General features: G+C 73.6%; 10 protein-coding genes, 1 tRNA gene and 3 pseudogenes. 4 read left to right on the forward strand and 10 right to left on the reverse strand.

What is annotated here, in order from left to right; all coding sequences use genetic code 11:
* Window positions 1-100 precede the first annotated feature (100 nt).
* Window positions 101-988, forward strand: coding sequence for a phosphatase PAP2 family protein (locus AB0B68_RS25410; RefSeq protein WP_357205641.1), 888 nt, complete (start codon window positions 101-103; stop codon window positions 986-988).
* A 36-nt stretch (window positions 989-1024) separates the two neighbouring features.
* Here AB0B68_RS25410 and AB0B68_RS25415 read toward each other — a convergent pair whose 3' ends face one another.
* Both AB0B68_RS25415 and AB0B68_RS25420 read right to left on the reverse strand, forming a co-directional pair.
* On the reverse strand, window positions 1025-1888 hold the full coding sequence (locus AB0B68_RS25415) for a DUF1028 domain-containing protein (protein WP_357263149.1): 864 nt from the start codon (window positions 1886-1888) through the stop codon (window positions 1025-1027).
* 47 nt (window positions 1889-1935) lie between these two features.
* Window positions 1936-3156: a low temperature requirement protein A gene (locus AB0B68_RS25420; RefSeq protein WP_357205635.1), complete on the reverse strand. Its 1221-nt coding sequence runs from the start codon at window positions 3154-3156 to the stop codon at window positions 1936-1938.
* Window positions 3157-3310: 154 nt separating this feature from the next.
* On the opposite strand from AB0B68_RS25420, the gene AB0B68_RS25425 reads away from it, so the two are divergent.
* Entirely contained in the window at window positions 3311-4294 is a 984-nt protein-coding gene (locus tag AB0B68_RS25425) for an LLM class F420-dependent oxidoreductase (RefSeq protein ID WP_357196541.1), read from the forward strand.
* On the forward strand, window positions 4291-5082 hold the full coding sequence (locus AB0B68_RS25430; RefSeq protein WP_357196531.1) for an SDR family oxidoreductase: 792 nt from the start codon (window positions 4291-4293) through the stop codon (window positions 5080-5082). The genes AB0B68_RS25425 and AB0B68_RS25430 overlap by 4 nt, the downstream gene beginning before the upstream one ends.
* A 54-nt stretch (window positions 5083-5136) precedes the next feature.
* Here the strand turns inward: AB0B68_RS25430 and AB0B68_RS25435 are convergent, their stop codons facing one another.
* The 6 genes and pseudogenes from AB0B68_RS25435 to AB0B68_RS25460 form a co-directional block, all read right to left on the reverse strand.
* Window positions 5137-7494, reverse strand: a complete 2358-nt coding sequence (locus tag AB0B68_RS25435; protein ID WP_357263152.1) for a transglutaminaseTgpA domain-containing protein — start codon at window positions 7492-7494, stop codon at window positions 5137-5139.
* Entirely contained in the window at window positions 7488-8660 is a 1173-nt protein-coding gene (locus AB0B68_RS25440) for a DUF58 domain-containing protein (RefSeq protein WP_357263155.1), read from the reverse strand. Before AB0B68_RS25440 ends, AB0B68_RS25435 begins: the two co-directional genes overlap by 7 nt.
* A 14-nt stretch (window positions 8661-8674) precedes the next feature.
* Window positions 8675-9670, reverse strand: coding sequence for a MoxR family ATPase (locus tag AB0B68_RS25445; RefSeq protein ID WP_124777372.1), 996 nt, complete (start codon window positions 9668-9670; stop codon window positions 8675-8677).
* 27 nt (window positions 9671-9697) lie between these two features.
* Window positions 9698-12313, reverse strand: a complete 2616-nt coding sequence (locus AB0B68_RS25450) for a fibronectin type III domain-containing protein (protein ID WP_357263158.1) — start codon at window positions 12311-12313, stop codon at window positions 9698-9700.
* Between the two features lie 193 nt (window positions 12314-12506).
* Window positions 12507-12971, reverse strand: a pseudogene (locus tag AB0B68_RS25455) (fibronectin type III domain-containing protein); the annotation flags it as partial.
* 1731 nt (window positions 12972-14702) lie between these two features.
* Window positions 14703-15101 (reverse strand): annotated as a pseudogene (locus AB0B68_RS25460) (tetratricopeptide repeat protein); the annotation flags it as partial.
* 250 nt (window positions 15102-15351) lie between these two features.
* On the opposite strand from AB0B68_RS25460, the gene AB0B68_RS25465 reads away from it, so the two are divergent.
* Window positions 15352-15435 (forward strand) — tRNA-Leu (locus AB0B68_RS25465).
* Between the two features lie 163 nt (window positions 15436-15598).
* Here AB0B68_RS25465 and AB0B68_RS25470 read toward each other — a convergent pair.
* Both AB0B68_RS25470 and AB0B68_RS25475 read right to left on the reverse strand, forming a co-directional pair.
* Window positions 15599-15817 carry a hypothetical protein gene (locus AB0B68_RS25470; RefSeq protein ID WP_357196538.1) on the reverse strand — a complete coding sequence of 73 codons (219 nt, stop codon included), beginning with the start codon at window positions 15815-15817 and terminating at the stop codon, window positions 15599-15601.
* A 44-nt stretch (window positions 15818-15861) separates the two neighbouring features.
* Window positions 15862-16541, reverse strand: a pseudogene (locus AB0B68_RS25475) (cellulose binding domain-containing protein); the annotation flags it as partial.
* Window positions 16542-16628 lie beyond the last annotated feature (87 nt).

A 16628-nucleotide genomic window follows, 5' to 3' on the forward strand; every position in this document is an offset into this window, starting at 1 on the left:
TCGGGTACTCCGCTCACCACCGCCTCCTCGCCTCTGGCACAACCTAACCGGCACATGGTGGCGGGCCACCGGTCGGACCGCTGACACCTGCCGCTACGGTGTGCGAATGCGCGCGACGGCACGGGGTTGGACCGCGGTCTGGTTGGTCGTACTGGCCCTCGTCCAGGCGGCCGCCTTCCTCGCCGTGTGGCGGGTGGCCGTGCACTCCGAGATAGGTCAGTGGGTGGACACGGTCGCCCTCACCGGCAACCGGATCGGGCAGGACACCATCGACGGCCCCGTCGACAAGATCCTCAACGCGATGTCGGTGGTTTCGCTGCTGGCCGCCACCGCGACGATCGGGTTCATCGCGCTGATCCGAGGGCGGATCGCCCTGGCGATCACCGCGACCCTGCTGATCGCCGGAGCGAACGTCACCACCCAGTTGCTCAAGTACGGGCTCAACCGGCCCGACTACGGTGTCGACCCGGAACGCGCCGCGGTGGGCAACAGCCTCCCGAGCGGGCACGCCACGGTGGCCGCCTCGGTGGCGGTCGCGCTGATGCTCGTGCTGCCGCGCAAGGTACGAGCCGTCGGTGCCTTCATCGGTGCCGGGTACGCCGCCGTCGCCGGAGTCGCCACCCTCTCCGCCGGCTGGCACCGACCCAGCGACGCCGTCGCCGCGTACCTGGTGGTGGGTGTGTGGGCGGCGTTGGCCGGGTTGCTGCTGCTGGTCACCCAGCGGGAGCAGGCCGAGATCGCCCCCGGCGACGCGCACCGGGTCGCGGCGCTGGTGCTCGGGCTCGGTGGTGTGCTCGCCCTGGTGGCCTGTGGGCTCTCCCTGTCCTGGTTGCTCGACCTGCGCGACATCGGGCCGGAGGAGCTGGCCCGCCGTCCCCTGTTCGTCGGGTACGCGGGCAGCGCCGCCGGGATCGCCGGCACGATGGCGGTGGTGATGGCGTTGGCGCTCACCGTCGTGCACCGGCTGGTGCCCCGGGTCAAGGGCTGAGCCGTCCGGCGTAGCCACCTGTGCGGCCGAGCGGGGTCAGCTCGCGGCGCGGGGTGCGGGGACGTGCGGGGCGACACCGCGCAGGTGGTTGAGCACCACCGGGTCGATGCGGCCCGGCACCAGCCGCTCCTCCAGGTTCTCCAACCCGGCCCAGGAGATCAACGCCGCTTCCGTGCCGTCCTCGTGCACCCTGTGGCCCAGCGCGCCGAGCAACGCCGCCACCTCGGCGGCGACCGCGCCGCTCAGGTCGAGCAGGGTCGCCGGGTCGGGTCGGCCGAACAGCATGGTGTGCACAGTGAGCAGCCGGCCCAGCTCGGCGACCGGGTCCGGGTGGTCGTCCACGCGCAGGTCGACCACCACGTCGCTGGTGCCGCCGTACCCACCGTTGCGCTCGACCACCAGCAGACCGGCGCTCTGCCGGCCCCGCCGGTCGCCGCCGGCCTCGTCGCCGGCCCGCAGCGCGGCGACGAGCCGCTCGGCGAACGGCAGCGCCGCTCCCGCCTGCCAGGCCGCGCCGAGAGCGTCGACGACCTCCGGCCCGGTGAGGATGTTGCCCTGTGCGGCCCAACCGTCGCCGGTCCGCCCGCCGGCCCACGGATGGCAGGCCGGCCCGGTCCAGGTGGCACCCGCACCGGTGGCCCCCACGACGCCGAGTTGGCGGTGCTCCCGCTCGGGGTCGGCGGCGATCAGCCCGGCCACCACGTCGGCGGGGGCCACCCCGGTGCGTAGCAGGGTGAGGCCCTGCGGGCGGTAGGCGAGGTTGACGTGGGCCTGGGTGGCCAGCGCACCGACCTCGGCGGCGGCGGCCGGGACCAACGCCCCGGCGGCGAGGAACTTGCTGGCGACGGCGACGCCGTGCAGGCGGCCGTCGGCGGAGCGGGCGACGAGGGAGAAGGTCACCGGCCGAGATTAGCCTTCCGCGCCGCAGTGACGCGGGCACGCGAGGCTCAGAACGGTGGCGCGGCGGCCTCCGGTGGGGCGCCGTAGGCCCGACGGGCGTCAGCCACCGCGACAGCGGCCAGCACCACCGCTCCGACCGCTGTCGCGGCCACCCCGGGCAGGTGCCGCAGCGGCACGGCCGACGCCAGCAGCACCAGGAGGGCGATCCACCGGGACGGCGAGACCCGTGCGAACACCTCGTACTCCAGGCGGGACCGCCCGGCCAGGAACAGGACCGGACCGCCGAGCACCATGACCAGCCACGGCCCGGGGATCCGCTCCAGCGGACTCTCGATGATCAGCTCGTATCCGACCGCTGTGGAAGCGAGACCGATCACCATCACCAGGTGGGTATCGGCGGCGGAACGGCCGATGTTGGCGGGATGCCGGGCCTTCGTCACCGCCTCGCCCAGGATCCGCCCGGCCCGCTGCACGTAGATCCGCCACAGCATGATCGAGGTGGCCAGCGCCAGCGCGAACGCCCACGCGTGCCCGGTCTCGTACGGGCCCTTGCTGTACGCGAAACCGGCCACCAGGATCGTCTCGCCCAGCGCGACGAGGAAGAACTGCTGGTACCGCTCGGCCAGGTGCTCGCCGGCGATCTCCCACTTCGAGATTCTCGAGCGGCCCAGGCCGGGCACCGGCCAACCACAGCGGGCCGCCAGGTACTCCACCGCCAGCGCCGCCGACCAGAGCGCCACCTGCCCGTTGGTGCCCAACATCGCGCCGCCGATCCAGAGCACCCCGCTCACCGCGAAGATCACCGCCATCCGCACCTTCAGCCGGCGGTACGGGTGCGGGCCCAGCGCGATCGACAGGATCACCGGCCGGGTCACCTGCGCGATCACGTACGCCACCGCGAACATCAGCGCGGTCTCGCTGAACGCCCGGGGGATCGCGACCCCCATCAGCATGCTGCACACCAACGCGGTGATCACCACGGTCTGCAACGGCACCCGGTAGGGGTCGTAACGGCTGGTCGTCCACGCGGTGCCCTGCCAGACTGCCCAGAGCGCGAGCAGCAACAGCAGTGTCTTGCCGCTGCCGGTGACCGCCTCCCAGATGTACTTCCGGCCCGACTCCTCGGCCAGGTCCTCGAACGCGCGCGCCGAGATCCGGGTGAGCGCGAAGACGAACACCAGATCGAAGAAGAGTTCCAGGAAGGTGGCCCGGCCCGGTGTGGCCGCCCCGGGGACCGGCTCCAGGTGTCCTGCCGCCCTGAAACCCATGGTCAGCGGCCTGCGCCGTCGGTCCGGTCCACCTCGAAGTGGTAGCACTTTCCACCGCCAGGCACGGTCGGAAACCGGCGATTCTGCCCAACCCGGGGATCTTGCTCGGACCCGCGTCAACGGGCACGATCGACCGGTGACGAATCGATGGGGCATGACGGTGCCGCTGAGCGGGATCGCGCTGGCGCAGCACGACGCGGCCTACGCGGCCCTCGACCGGGCCGGGTTCACCGACGTCTGGTCGTCCGAGGTCGCCGGGACCGACGCGTTCACCCCGCTGGCGCTCGCCGCGGCCTGGCAGCCAGGGCTGCGGCTCGGCACCGCGATCACACCGGTCTTCACCCGAGGCCCCGGTCTCCTGGCGATGAGCGCGGCAGCGCTGGCCGAGGCCGCGCCGGGCCGGTTCTCGCTCGGCATCGGCGCGTCCTCACCCGTGCTCGTCCGGGACTGGAACGCCGTGCCGTTCGACGAGCCGTTCCGCCGCACCCGCGACGTGCTGCGCTTCCTGCGCGCCGCGCTGGCCGGCGAAACCGTCGACGAGGCCTACGACACGTTCACCATCCGCCGGTTCACGCTGGAAGCACCACCGGCGACGCCACCACCGATCCTGCTCGCCGCGCTGCGCCCGGGAATGCTCCGGCTGGCCGGCGCGGAAGCCGACGGGGTCATCCTCAACTGGCTCAGCGCCGACGACGTGCCGCGCGCCCTCGCCGAGCTGGGCGAGCGCCGCACCGGCTTCGAGGTCGCCGCCCGGATCTTCGTCTGCCCCACCGAGGACACCGCGTACGCCCGGGCGCTGGGCCGTCGGCTCATCACCAGCTACCTCACCGTCGGGGCGTACGCCGAGTTCCACCGTTGGCTCGGCCGCGACGAGACGCTCGCGCCCATGTGGGCGGCCTGGGCCGCCGGTGACCGGCGCGGAGCCAACGCGGCAGTACCCGACGAGGTGGTCGACGCGCTGGTGCTGCACGGTTCACCGGAGCGGTGCCGCGCCGAGGTACGCCGCTACGCCGACAACGGGGTGGACGTGCCGATCATGGCGCTGCTGCCCACCCCCGAGGTCACCGCCGGCGGCGCGAGCGCGCTGCTCAGCCTCATCGCCCAGTTGGGCGCCGCCCCGATGGAGGTCGCCGCGTGAACCTCACCGACCGGATCGTGGTGGTCACCGGCGGGGCCGGCGGCATCGGCGCGGCGCTGTCGCGCCGATTCGCCGCCGAGGGGGCCGCCGCCGTGGTGGTCGCCGACCTGGACGCCGACGCCGCCCGCGCGGTGGCCGAGGGCATCGGCCCGGTCGCGCACGCCCGCGCCCTCGACGTCACCGACGAGGAGCAGGTCCGCGCGCTGGTCGCCGACACCGAGCAACGGTACGGCCGGATCGACCTGTTCTGCGCCAACGCGGGCGTGACCACCGGCGGGGGAGTGGAGGTCGACGACGCCGGTTGGGACCGCGCCTGGCGGGTCAACGTGCTCGCCCACGTCTACTCGGCCCGCGCGGTGCTGCCCGGAATGCTCACCCGGGGCGGCGGGCACCTGCTGCACACCTGCTCCGCGGCGGGTGTGCTGACCGCTGTGGGCGACGCCCCGTACACCGCGACGAAGCACGCCTCGGTGGGGTTCGCCGAGTGGCTGGCCATCACCTACCGGGACCGGGGCATCCGGGTCAGCGCACTCTGCCCACAGGGGGTGGACACCCCGATGCTCGCCGACGGGCTCGCCGACGCTCACCTGGGCGCCCGGGTGGTCGCCGCGTCCGGTGCGGTGCTCACCCCGGACCAGGTCGCCGACGCGGCCGTCGCCGGGCTGGCCGAGGAACGTTTCCTGATCCTGCCGCACCCCGAGGTCGCCGACTACGCGCGCCGTCGCGCCGAGGACCCGGACGGCTGGCAGGCCGGCATGCGCAAACTCATCCGCCGGCTGACCACCTGACCCGCTACCGCGTGGGAACGCGTCCGACAGCCAGAAGGTGGGCGCTGGAGCTGATCAGCGCGGGGAGCGGCGGGCGCGGCGCAGGGGAGTGGGGTGCACGGACCAGAGCAGGCGACGCCACCAGGGGCGAGCGGAGCGCAGGGTGGTCACGTAGGCGGTGGCCACCTCGGCGGCGCGAGCCGCCTGGTCGGGTGTTGCGGCGCCGGGGGCAAAGCCCACCTGGTTGAGCAGGGCGGCCAACTCGTCGACGGCCGGGCCGGGCGGGTCTGCCGCCGCCGTGTCGCCGCTGGGCGCGACAGCGCCCGGGTCACCGACCGTGTCATTTCCGCTCCGCGCGAGACGGGCGTCGGCGAGGGTTTGGCGGGCGTGGCCGGCGACCTCGGTGGCGGCCAGGTCGTCGCCGACCGCTCTGCCGGCCAGCCGGAGCGCGTCGGTGACCTCCCGCCAGGCGCCGGCGATGCGCTGGCCGGGGTCGCCCCGCACGAGCCGGCTGCGGGTCAGCGAGCGGCGCATCGCCAGCAGAGTGAGCAGGAGCGCCCCCACCACCAGCAGCAGGCCGCCGCTGCCGCCGGCGACCAGCACCGGCGTGGAGACCCCGTCGTTGCCGGGCGGGGCGTCGGCGGCGGCCGCCGGTTCCGGTGAGGCGCTGGGCTCAGCGGTCGGTGCCGGCGCCTCCGACGGCGGCGGGTCCTCCGGCGTCGGGCGGAAGTCCTCCTCCACCGGTCGCGGCTCGTTGTCGGGGCGGGGCAACGGGTCGAACGGCACCCAGCCCAGCCCGTCGAAGAGCACCTCCGGCCAGGCGCACGCGTCACCGGCCAGCACCGGACCCTGCCCGCTGGTCCGGAAGCCCACCACCACCCGCGTGGGCAGCCCGGAGAGCCGGCCGAGGACCGCGAAGGCCGCCGCGAACTGCTCCGAGGTGCCCTCCTTCCCGCCGCCGTTGCGGGGCCCGAACAGGAAGAAACCCAGGTTCGGGTACGCGTGCCCGCTCGGGGCATCCGCTACCACCCGGTAGTGCTCGGCCAGGAACTGCTCGATCGCCGACGCCCGCGCGAACGGGGCGCCGTTCTCCTCGGCGAGTTGAGTGGCCAGCCGGCGCATCGGGTCGGGCACCCCGTCGGCGACCCGCAGCACCCGGGCCACCTCCTCGCCGGCGGGCACGTTCGCGCTGGCCAACAGATTCTGGTCGGGGCGTTCCTCGGCGGAGGTCACCGCGTACCGCAGCCCCGGCGTCAGCCCCTCCGGTCGGATCAGCGTCCCGCTCGCCGGGTCGTACGCCACCCGCGCGCCACTGACCTCCCGAGGTGTCGCCACGGCGGGCAGCAGCCGGCCGCTCAACTCGGCCACGCTGATCTGCTGCCGGACCGTCCGCACTGTGCTGTCGCGGGCCACGGCAGCGGCCGGCAGGATCCGCCCGGCGTTGCGGTACGTCGCGCCGACGCGCCAGGTCACCCCGTCGTAGTCGCTGAGCACCGCCAACCGGATCCGCACACTGCGCGCGGTGTCCGCCGCGGGATCGGCCTCCGGCGGGGGGCCAGCGGGCGGTGCGTCGGGGCGTTCCGTGCTCACGTCGAGGAGTTTCTGCTCCGGGTGCAGCGCCCAGCCGGAGATGCGGATCAGCGGGTTCTCGTCGAGCGTCTGCACCTGCGGCGGCTCCACGTACCGGCGCGGGTCCACCGGCCGGCCGTCGACCTGCCCGGCGACGATCGGGCCGAGCAACGCCACCAGCCCGACCACCAGTGCCACCCCGAGCGCCGCGCTGGTGGCCAGCCGCAGTCGCACCGCCGCGCGTACCCCGGGGGTCAGCTCGGCGCTCGGATCGCCGCCGCCCGCCGCGGTGCGGGTGGGGGTGGCCAGGCCGAGGGCCGCGACCGCGACGAACACCACTGTCGACCCCACCGCCGGTTCGGCGTTCGGGCCGACCACGTAGAGGGCGGCGGCGTAGAGCCCCGCCGCCGGCAGGTAACCCAGCAGCACCCGGCCGGTGCGCAGCGCCACCTCCGCGCCGGTCAGCCCGGCCAGCCAGGCGGCGACGACCGGCACCAGCACGGTGTCCGGGGTGGGCTCCACCGGGATCATCGCGGTGAGCAGCCGGGGGATGCCGTTGCGGGCGGCGTCCGCGCTGACCTCCAGCAGGCCGCCCGGCAACTCGGCGCGGGTGGCGGCCAGTCGCAGCGACCACAGTGTCCAGCCGGCCATCGCGGCCACCGACACCGGCGCCACCAACCAGGACGGCAGCCGCCGGGCGGCCACGCTGACCAGCACCGAACCCGCCGCCGCGCCGATCACCAGCCAGGTCAGCAGGTTGCCCGCGTACACCCGGCCGAGCACCACGCCGGCGAGCGCCGTCAGCCCGATCAGGGCCAGCGGCAGGACCGCCGCCCGCAGCACCCGCACGGCGAGCGTCACCACCGGCGTACCCCGTCCCACTCGGCGGCGAACTGCGCGCCGTCGGCCGCGTCGACGACCACGAGACCCGCGGTGCCCGGCGGCGTCGGCTCGGCCGCGCCGAACACCGCGACCACCACCGACGGGTACGCCCCGCGCAGCGCCCCGACGTGCCCCAGCTCGTCGCGGCCACCGGGCCCGGTCAGGAAGATCAGCGTGTCGCCGAGCCGGTCCTGCCGCAGTCGGGTGGTGGCCGCCCGCACCGCGTCACCGTCGTCGGACAGGTCGGCGGCGGCGAGCCGGTCCAGTGGCCCGAGCGCGCCGCCGGCCTCGCCGTCACGTGTCGTGACCTCGGCGGGCTCGGCGGCGACCATGAGCAGCAGCACCGGCAGGTCCGCGCGGTGCGCGGCGGTGACGACCGACGCCGCCGCCTCGCAGGCCGACTCGAACGACTCCGCCACCCCGCCGACCCGCTGCGGGTGCGCGACGGCACGGTTGTCCAGCAGGACGACCAGGCGCGGCAGGCTGGTATCCACGTTCTCCCGCACCATCAGCTCACCCACCCGGGCGCTGGTGCGCCAGTGCACCCGGCGCAGCTCGTCGCCGACCACGTACTCCCGCAGCGAGTCGAACGTGATCGACCCGTGCGGGACACCGTCCACCCGACCGTCGAGGCTGCGGCCCGCGCCCCTGGGCATGGCCGTCAGCGGATGTATCCGGGGGTGTACCCAGACCGGCACCGCCGCACCGTACGGGCGGGCCAGCGCCACCAACCCCAGCGGATCCCGGCGGGTCACCCGCAGCGGCCCGACCGGCACCACCCCACGACGGTCGGTCGGCACGTCGTAGCGGACCTCGGTGTCCCGACCGGGTCGCAGGCGCAGCACCGGCACCGGCACGGTCCGCTGGCCGCACCGGTCCTCGGCCAGCAGGTTCGCCGAGCGCAGCCGCCCGGTGTTGCGCACTGTCAACGCCATGCTCGCCGGCTCGCCACGCGCCACCCGGTCCGGGTCCGCACGACGGGTCACCGTCAGCCGGGGCCGCCAGGCCGCGACCAGCGCGGCGTAGCCGACGGCCGCGCCGGCCGCCGCGCCGAGCAACGTCAACTCGGGGTACGCGAACCGGAAACCCGCCCCCAGCAGCACCACGGCGGCGACGAGCAGCCCGACCCCACGGGCGGTGATTCCCATCGCGCTGCTGCCAGTCAGCCCTGCACCGGAGCGGGTTGCCCCGACGGCAGCGGCACCGGCACCGAGGCGACGGCCTGGCGCAGCACCTCCGCGGGGGTCATCCCGCGCACCTGGGCGTCCGGGGTGAGCAGCAGCCGGTGGGCGAAGACCGCCTCGGCGAGCGCCTTCAGATCCTCCGGCATGATCCAGCCCCGCCCGTCGATCAGCGCGTACGCGCACGCCGCGCGGGTCAACGCGATAACGCCCCGGGGGCTGACGCCGACGCGCACCTGCGGGTGGGTGCGGGTGGCAGCGGCCAACCGGACCGCGTACGCGTAGAGCGGCTCCGCGATGTGCACCCGGCGGGCCATCCGGACCATCTCGCCGACGGTGGCGGTGTCGGTGACCGGGGCGAGCGCCTCGGGGGACCGCACCGTCGCGCCGCGCAGCACCTCCACCTCGACGGCCTCGTCCGGGTAGCCGACGGAGAGCTTCACCAGGAAACGGTCCAACTGCGCCTCGGGCAGCCGGTAGGTGCCGTCCATCTCCACCGGGTTCTGGGTGGCGACCACCAGGAACGGCGACGGCACCGGGTGCCGGACCCCGTCCACAGTGACGGTCCGTTCCTCCATCACCTCCAGCAGCGCCGACTGGGTCTTCGGCGACGCCCGGTTGATCTCGTCGGCGATGACGATGTTGGCGAAGACCGGACCCGGATGGAACTCGAAGTCCCGGGTCGCCTGGTTGAAGATCGTCACGCCGGACACGTCCGAGGGGAGCAGGTCGGGCGTGAACTGGATGCGCCGCCACTCACCCTTGACCGTGGCGGCGATGGCCCGTGCCAGGGTCGTCTTACCGACCCCGGGCACGTCCTCCAGCAGTACGTGACCCTGGGCGAAGAGCGCGGTCAGCGCCAGCCGCACCACCTGCGGTTTGCCGAGCACCACAGCGTTGACGTTCTCGGCCAGCCGGGCGGCCAGGGCGGCGAAGCCCTGCACCTCCGGCTGGGTGAGCGGCTCGTGGGTGTTCACGGTCGGTGGTGCTCCTCGCCTGGTGGTTCAGCAGGTGGGCAGGACCTTGATGTCATCGCCGCCCTCCAGGTTGAGCCAGGCCCACGGGATGTAGTTCTTCCCCTTGTAGTTGACCTGCACCCACCAGGTGCTGCGCTTCTCGTTGTTGTAGATGTAGGCGTAGACCTCTTCGCCCGACTTCTTGCAGTACGCCTGGAGCCGGGTGCCGGGCTTGGCCCAGCCGGCCTGCTGGTCGTTGTCCTGCCGGGTGACCTTGAAGACCTCGTTGCCGTTGCGGCCTTCCCGGTCGCTGTCGCAGTAGGTCGACTCGGGCCCGGATGCGCCGTTGCGGCAGGTCGCGATCCCGTACAGCGCCTGGGTGGCCTGCGCCTTCGTGGCGGTGCCCTTGCCGGCGGCGTTGCTCGCCGTCACCGTGAACGTGTAGCTGGTGCCCGGCGTCAGGCCCGTCATCGTGATGCTGGAGCACGCCCCGGTCTTCGCCGGTTCGCCCGTCGTGGTCAGCGTGCAGGTGGCCTGACCGCCACCGGCGTCCACTGTGAACGTGACGGTCGCCCCGGTGGCCGTCGACGACGACCCGGTCACAGTGACCCGTGGCTCGGCCACCGTGCGGGCGGTGGCGGTGGCCTCCGGGCCGGGCCCCGCCTCGTTGACCGCCTTCACCTTCACCGTGACGTTCTGGCCGTTGCCCAGCCCGGTGACGGTCGTGCGGGTGTCGGTCACCTCGCTGACCCGCCCGCCGACGTCCACCAGGTACTTCGTCACCGGCCGACCGTTGGCCTCGGCCGGCGCCCACTGCACCGTCACCGCGCCCGGCTGGTTGGCGACCGTGCCGGCGCGCAGGTCGAGCGGCCGACCGGGCGCCGCGAACGGCACCACTGTGTTGCTGACCGGCGACGCCGCCGACCCGGCGCCCTTGCTGTTGACCGCCACCACCGTGAACGCGTACTGGGTGCCGAACTCCAGCTCACCGGCGGGCACCACCAGCTCCGTCTTGGTCGACTCACCGGCCGGCGCGTTCGTCCCCGCCGAACTGGCCGTCACCGCGTACCTCGCGATGGTGTTGCCCTGCCCGTTCGCCGCCGGCCACTTGACGAGCACCGTGCCGTCCGGCCGTTCCTGCGCCGTGACGCTCGCGGGTGGGTCGGGCACCGCCGCCGTCGGCGTCACCGGGTTGCTGTTGCGCGGCGGGCCGTCGCCCTTGGCGTTGACGGCGTGCACAGCGAACCGGTACGTCTCGCCGTTGGTCAGACCCTTGACCTCCACCGCCCGCTGGTTCGCGCCCACCTCCAGGCGCTGCCCGGCGCCCTGCACCACGTACTTGATGATCTCAGCGCCGTTGGCGGCGGCCGGGCGCCAACTCACCCGCGCCTGGGCGTTGCCGGCGGCGGCGGTGACGCTGCGCGGCGCGCTCGGCTTGCCCACCCGCGGCTTCTTCGGCGGAGGCGGCGGCGGGGGAACCGGCGGCGGGTCACCGCCGAGCACGTCGTTGGCGTACTTGTTGACCTCGCGCACCTGGTGCTTGTCGTCCACCACCCGGGCGGTCGCCGAGTCGGGCGAGTTGATGAACAGGTGGTTCTCCCGGACCTCCAGCTCCAGCGGCCCGTTGGCCCGCCCTCGGATGGTCTCGACCAGCTGGCCCGCCGCGTCGAAGGAGTAGATGGTGCCGGTGGCCTCGTCGGCGCAGTAGACCCGGTTCGCCCAGGCCACCGCCGGGCTGAGCCGGTCCCCCTCACCCGGCACGGTGAACGCGCTCTCCTGCCCACCGTCACCCACCAGCAGCACCCGCCGGTCGGCGGTCACCGTGACCGGCACCCGTGGGCCGCTGGTACGCGAGGGCAGGGCCGCCGGGCCGGACAGCGTCAGCGCCGTCGGGTGCACCTCACCGCGCTGCACCCGCACCAGCTTCCCTGCCGTCCGGTCGAGCACCGCCACCCCGTCGTCGAGGGTGGAGACCACCAACTCGTGGCTGGCGTCGGCGACGTCGTACGACTCGACCCGCTGCGGGCTGAGCCCGGCACTGGCTGTCGCCGGCGCGGACGGCAGCTTGGCCGCGGTGATCGCCGAGACCGTGCCCTGGCTGGGCACCGCGATCCAGAGCCGACCCTTACCGTCGAAGGTGCCGCCCGTGATGCCGGGCGGATAGCGCACCGGCTCGCCGACCGGGGTCAACGATCGCGGGTCGAGTTGGCGGACGATGCCCTGCACGGCGTCGACGACGAACGCCGCGTCCTCGTGCAGGGCCACACTGACGCCCAGGCCGGGGGTGGTCCGGGTGGTCGCGCTGAGCTGGAGGGTGGACAGATCCAGGGAACTGACCTGCCCGCTCTGAAGGTCCCGCAGGATCAGCAGCCGGTCGGTCTGGGTGATCTGCATCGGATGCTGCCGGGCACCGGGGATCTCCGTGCGAGTGTCCACCCGGGCGGTGACGCCGTTGACCCGGGCCAGCTCGCTGCGCGCTGCGCTCCACAGCCAGGAACTCGCGTCGTAGTTGGCCACCGCGTTGTCCGCCGCGCCCAACCCGAGGACGGTCAGCCCCATGGCTGCCAACAGCGCGGCCACCGTGCCGACGGTCACCAGCCCGCCGCGCAGCCGGGACCGGGAGCGGGGGGCCTCGGCCTGTACGGCGTCGTCGATGCTGGCCACAGCCGGCTGCCTCCCCTGAGTCGTGGCAGGTGGCGCGCCTTCCGGCAACCCCTCCCCTGAGCCGGGTGCCATCATATGGCGCTGGTGGTGGCGGGGGAACCCGCACCGTCACCCCTGTGGATACCGAGAGTGTGCGTTGTGGACGTCCAGCTCAGCCCGGTTCCCGCTCGACTCGGCGCGGTTTCGGCGCGACTCAGCGCGGCGACGCCCGGCCGGAGGGCTCCCCGCTCGACGTGGCTCCACGCTCCCGCGCGGTGCACACCTGTCCGGAAGTCGCAAAGCTGTCAGTGGAGTAGACCGCCAACACGGTGAAACAGTGATCCACTCGGGAGTTCAACCCGTTGACCGTGTAGCTCGTCCGGCCCGGATCCACGGTGGCCATCACGCCCAGGGCCTGCCCGGCCCGACCCGCGGCGACCATGAACGGCACCGCGCCGCCGGTCGGGTCCGTCCAGGTCAACGTGATAGTGGTCGAATCGTCCCGCAGCTTGAGATCGCCCGGCGGAAGCCCAGCCGCCGTCGGTGCCGCCGCCGTCGGCGCGGTCCCGGTCGGAGGCGGGTCGTTGCGGGTCAGCATCACCACACCCAGGCCCGCCACCGCCACGACGGCCACCCCGGCCGCCACGACCGCGCCGACCAGCGCCGCCCGGTTGCGGCCCGTCGACCCACTGTCATCGGCGTACGCCGGCCGGTACGCGTCCGGCACCGGGTGGTACTGCTGACCCGGGTACGGCGCCTGGTGCTGGTCCTGTGCCGGGTACGACCCCTGGGGTGGCTGGTGGTGGTACTGCTGGACCGGCGGCGGCGCGGCTGGCGGTGCCAGCGCCGGGTCAGCGCCGACGGACGGGAGCCAGGCCTGCTGCGCAGCGGGGCTCGGCTGCGCAGCGATGGGGCCTGCCTCAGCGATGCCCGGGTTCGCCTGGGTGCCTTCTCGGTGAGTTGGCGCGGCGGTGGGATGCGGTTGGGCGGCCGTGAGGTGCGTATGCGCGGCGGTGGGATTCGCCTGGGCGGCGGCGGGCCAGCCCGGACTGGTGTCGACCCCGGCCGGGACACGCTGCGCCGGAACGGACGGCAACACCACGGTCTGGTCGGACAGCGCGCCAGGAGCCCGCTGAGTCGGCACCACCGGGGCGTCGAGGATGCCCAGGCCAGAGTCGACATCCGCGCCGGTACCGCCCGCGTCCATCATGGCCTGCCCAGCCACCGGGGCCTGCCCGGCGGTGACTGTCTGCGCAGCCGTAACGGTCTGGGTGGGGGAGTCGGCACCTGGAGTCGGCAGGGGCTGCGGTGGGGCGCTGCTGCTCCAGGGCGGTGCGGTCAACCCCCAGGGCGGTACGGGTGGTGCGCTCACCGGAGGCGCGGAGACGGGCGGCCCAAAGCCGGGCGGCGCGGACACGGGGTAGGTGTGCCCGGGTGGTGCGGATACGGGTGGGCCGTAGCCGGGCGGCGCGGACACGGGTTGGGCGTAGCCGGGTGGTGCGGACACCGGGTAGGTGTGTCCGGGGGGTCCGGACACTGGTTGGCCGTAGCCGGGTGGTGCGGAGACCGGGTAGGTGTGCCCCGGGGGTCCGGACACGGGTGGGCTGTAGCCGGGTGGTGCGGAGACAGGGTATGGGTGGGCCGGCGGTCCCGAGACCGGGTACGGCTGGCTGGGGGGCGCGGAGATCGGGGACGGGGTCACCGGCGGTGCGCTGATGGGCTGGGCCGGTGGCCCGCTCACCGGGTACGCCGACCCTGGTTGGCCGACGGTAGGGGAGGGGCTGCCCGATGATGTCGCCTCGGTGCCGGACACGGTGTGCGATTCGCTCGACGTGGTTGGCCGGGCGGCGGCTCGGGCGGCTTCCTCAGCGAGCAGCGGCTCGATCTGCCGTACCTGGATGGTGGGGTTGTCCCAGCGAGGTGCCGGCACCGCCGGTGTCGCCGGCGGAGCGGTCGACGCCGGGGCGGTTGGGGTCGACGTCGCGGGTGGCACGTCGACCACCGGCGGGGTCGCGTGACCGCCCAATCGTTGGCGTGGTGCGACGGTCGGCCCGGACGGCGCTCGGTCTGCTGACCGCTGCTCGGCCGGCGTCGACGGAGATGCCGGCTGAACGGGCATCGCCCGAGGGGCTGGCACCGGTGCCGGGGTGGCGTGGCCGGGCGACGGGGGTGTGGCGGGTGCGCGTACCGCCGGAGGGGTTTGTTGGGGTGCGGCCGGCGGTTGCGGCGCCCACTGTGAGACGGCGGGCGGCGGGCCATCGGCGGAGGGCCGCATCGCGGCGAGGGTCGCCAGCGACAGGGTCGGGCCGGACAGCGCCGACCGGGCGCCCGGCTCGGTCACCGGGACGGCCGGGGCAGCATCGGGCGTCAGCGCGGGGTGCTGCTCGCCCGGAGACGGCGGGGGTGGGCCGAGGTAGTCGCGGGCTGCGCGTACCGCCGGGTGGTTCTCCCCGAGCGCGGCGGGCCCAGCGGTGGCGACGCGGGTGTAGTTGCGGCGGGCCTCGTGCCGGTTGCCGAGCTCCTCGGCCACCTCGGCGAGTTCGAAGGCGAGGGCGAGCATCAGCGGGTCGGAGTGCTGCCAGCGCCGCTCACCCGCCGCGAACGCCTCCTCCAACACCCGGCGGGCGGCGAGCGGGTCGTCCCCCTCCCGGTGCAGCCGTGCCAGCAGGTGCGCGGTGTGCAGCACCTCGGGATGGTCGTCACCGTACGGCGGGGGAGCGGCTTCGACGACCTCCGCGAGCAGTTGCCGGGCGGCGCTGAGGTCGCCCGCGGCGCGCAGGGCGAAGGCTCGGTGCTGGGCGGCTGCCAGGGGGGAGGGATGGGACACGTGGCAATGCTGCCGTCACAGGGCCGCCGGACGCTACCCGGACACGCCCCGACGGTGTGTCGGTGCGGCCGTTTTGAGGCGGCTTGAGCAGCGGCGGAAGCTCCAGGGGAGAGGCGCCGGAAGGCGATGTGCATGATCCACGAGTGGCGTGTACAGTAACTCCCCGTGCGGCCCGCTGTGCTGACCACCGGATGAAAGATCATCTGGTCGGCAAGGTAGGCTGAACGTGTAGGTCCGGGTGGCGGAATGGCAGACGCGCTAGCTTGAGGTGCTAGTACCCGTATAGGGTGTGGGGGTTCAAGTCCCCCCTCGGACACGTTATTTCCACACGAACTGTGATGGTTGTTCGTGTTTTGCGTGATCCCCGTCCCGTTGGGCGGGGATTTTTGCTGTCGTGGCGAGGAAGCTCCCCGCCGCGGTGAGCGGGTAGATCGCGGTTTCGGCTTCGATGGTCCACGCGTGGTGGTCACACACAATGATCATGTTGTGGTGCGTAAGTAGGCGGCAAGCTTTTCTGGGTCGGGGCTGCGCAGTGCGGGATGGCGACGGTGTAGCCCGCGGTCGTGTCGGATGCGGTCGAGCAGGTGGTCTTCCCGGATGTAGAGGATCTTCGGTTGGGCGAAGGTCCTGGTGCGGGTGCTCGTGTGTCCGTGTCGGCATCGGTAGCCGGGTCGGCCGTGGACCCAGTGGGAGTCCATGATCCGGCCGCACACGCCGCAGCAGATCACTCCAGCCAACACGTAGCAGCGGTGAACTGGGCCTCGGTCTCCACGGTGGGGCACTCGGCAACCGGGCAGAGTTGGAAGCGGATGTCGCCGGAGGTGACGGAGGTGGGTTCGCCGAAGGCGAGGTTGACGATGTCCCAGTCGTCGGGCACGTCGGCCATCCGCAGGTACCCGGCCCCATTGGCAAAACTGGTGTGCAGGTAGCCGATCAGGGCGTGCTTCGGCAGCCCGGTGGACGGCGGACTGGTGGGCGCCGGTGTCGTGGTGGGCGGCGGGGTAGTCGGCGGTGTCGTGGTGGGGGGTGTCGTGGTGGGGGGTGCGCCACCGGCGCGCGTCGCGCCGTTGAGCGTGCAGTCTGCGGGCGAGCCGGAACCGGTGGCCAAGAAACCGAACGACGCCGACGCGCCGGGGCCAGGGTGCCGTTCCACGAGCGGTTGGTGAAGGTGTGCCTCTGCCCGGCGCTGCTGATCGTGGCGTCCCAGTACGACCCGAGAGTGGTGCCCGTCGGCAGGGTGAAGGCAACCTGCCAGCCGGTGATGGTGCTCGACCCGCCGTTGGTGATGGTGTAGCGGCCCTCCCAGCCGGAGCCCCAGTCGGAGGTCTTGGTGAACGCGGCCGTCGGGCCGGCGGCCAGGGCTGGATAGGCGAAGGTCGGGGTCGCCGCGGCGGCGGAGACCAGGGTCGCGAGGGCCGCCAGGAATGGTGTTCGGAATCTGCGCGCGATCCGGTCCTCCCGAGGGGTGCTCGATCGATGTGTATCGACGGGAGGTTAATTACTAGGTTT

It is taken from the genome of Micromonospora sp. NPDC049049 (assembly GCF_040649115.1).
In the GTDB taxonomy this organism is placed as follows: domain Bacteria; phylum Actinomycetota; class Actinomycetes; order Mycobacteriales; family Micromonosporaceae; genus Micromonospora.

Coding starts and splice junctions, on each gene's coding strand:
- AB0B68_RS25420 (WP_357205635.1), bottom strand. CDS start 3,156: ATGGGTTTCAGGGCGGCAGGACACCTGGAGCCGGTCCCCGGGGCGGCC.
- AB0B68_RS25425 (WP_357196541.1), top strand. CDS start 3,311: ATGACGGTGCCGCTGAGCGGGATCGCGCTGGCGCAGCACGACGCGGCC.
- AB0B68_RS25440 (WP_357263155.1), bottom strand. CDS start 8,660: ATGGGAATCACCGCCCGTGGGGTCGGGCTGCTCGTCGCCGCCGTGGTG.
- AB0B68_RS25470 (WP_357196538.1), bottom strand. CDS start 15,817: ATGGACTCCCACTGGGTCCACGGCCGACCCGGCTACCGATGCCGACAC.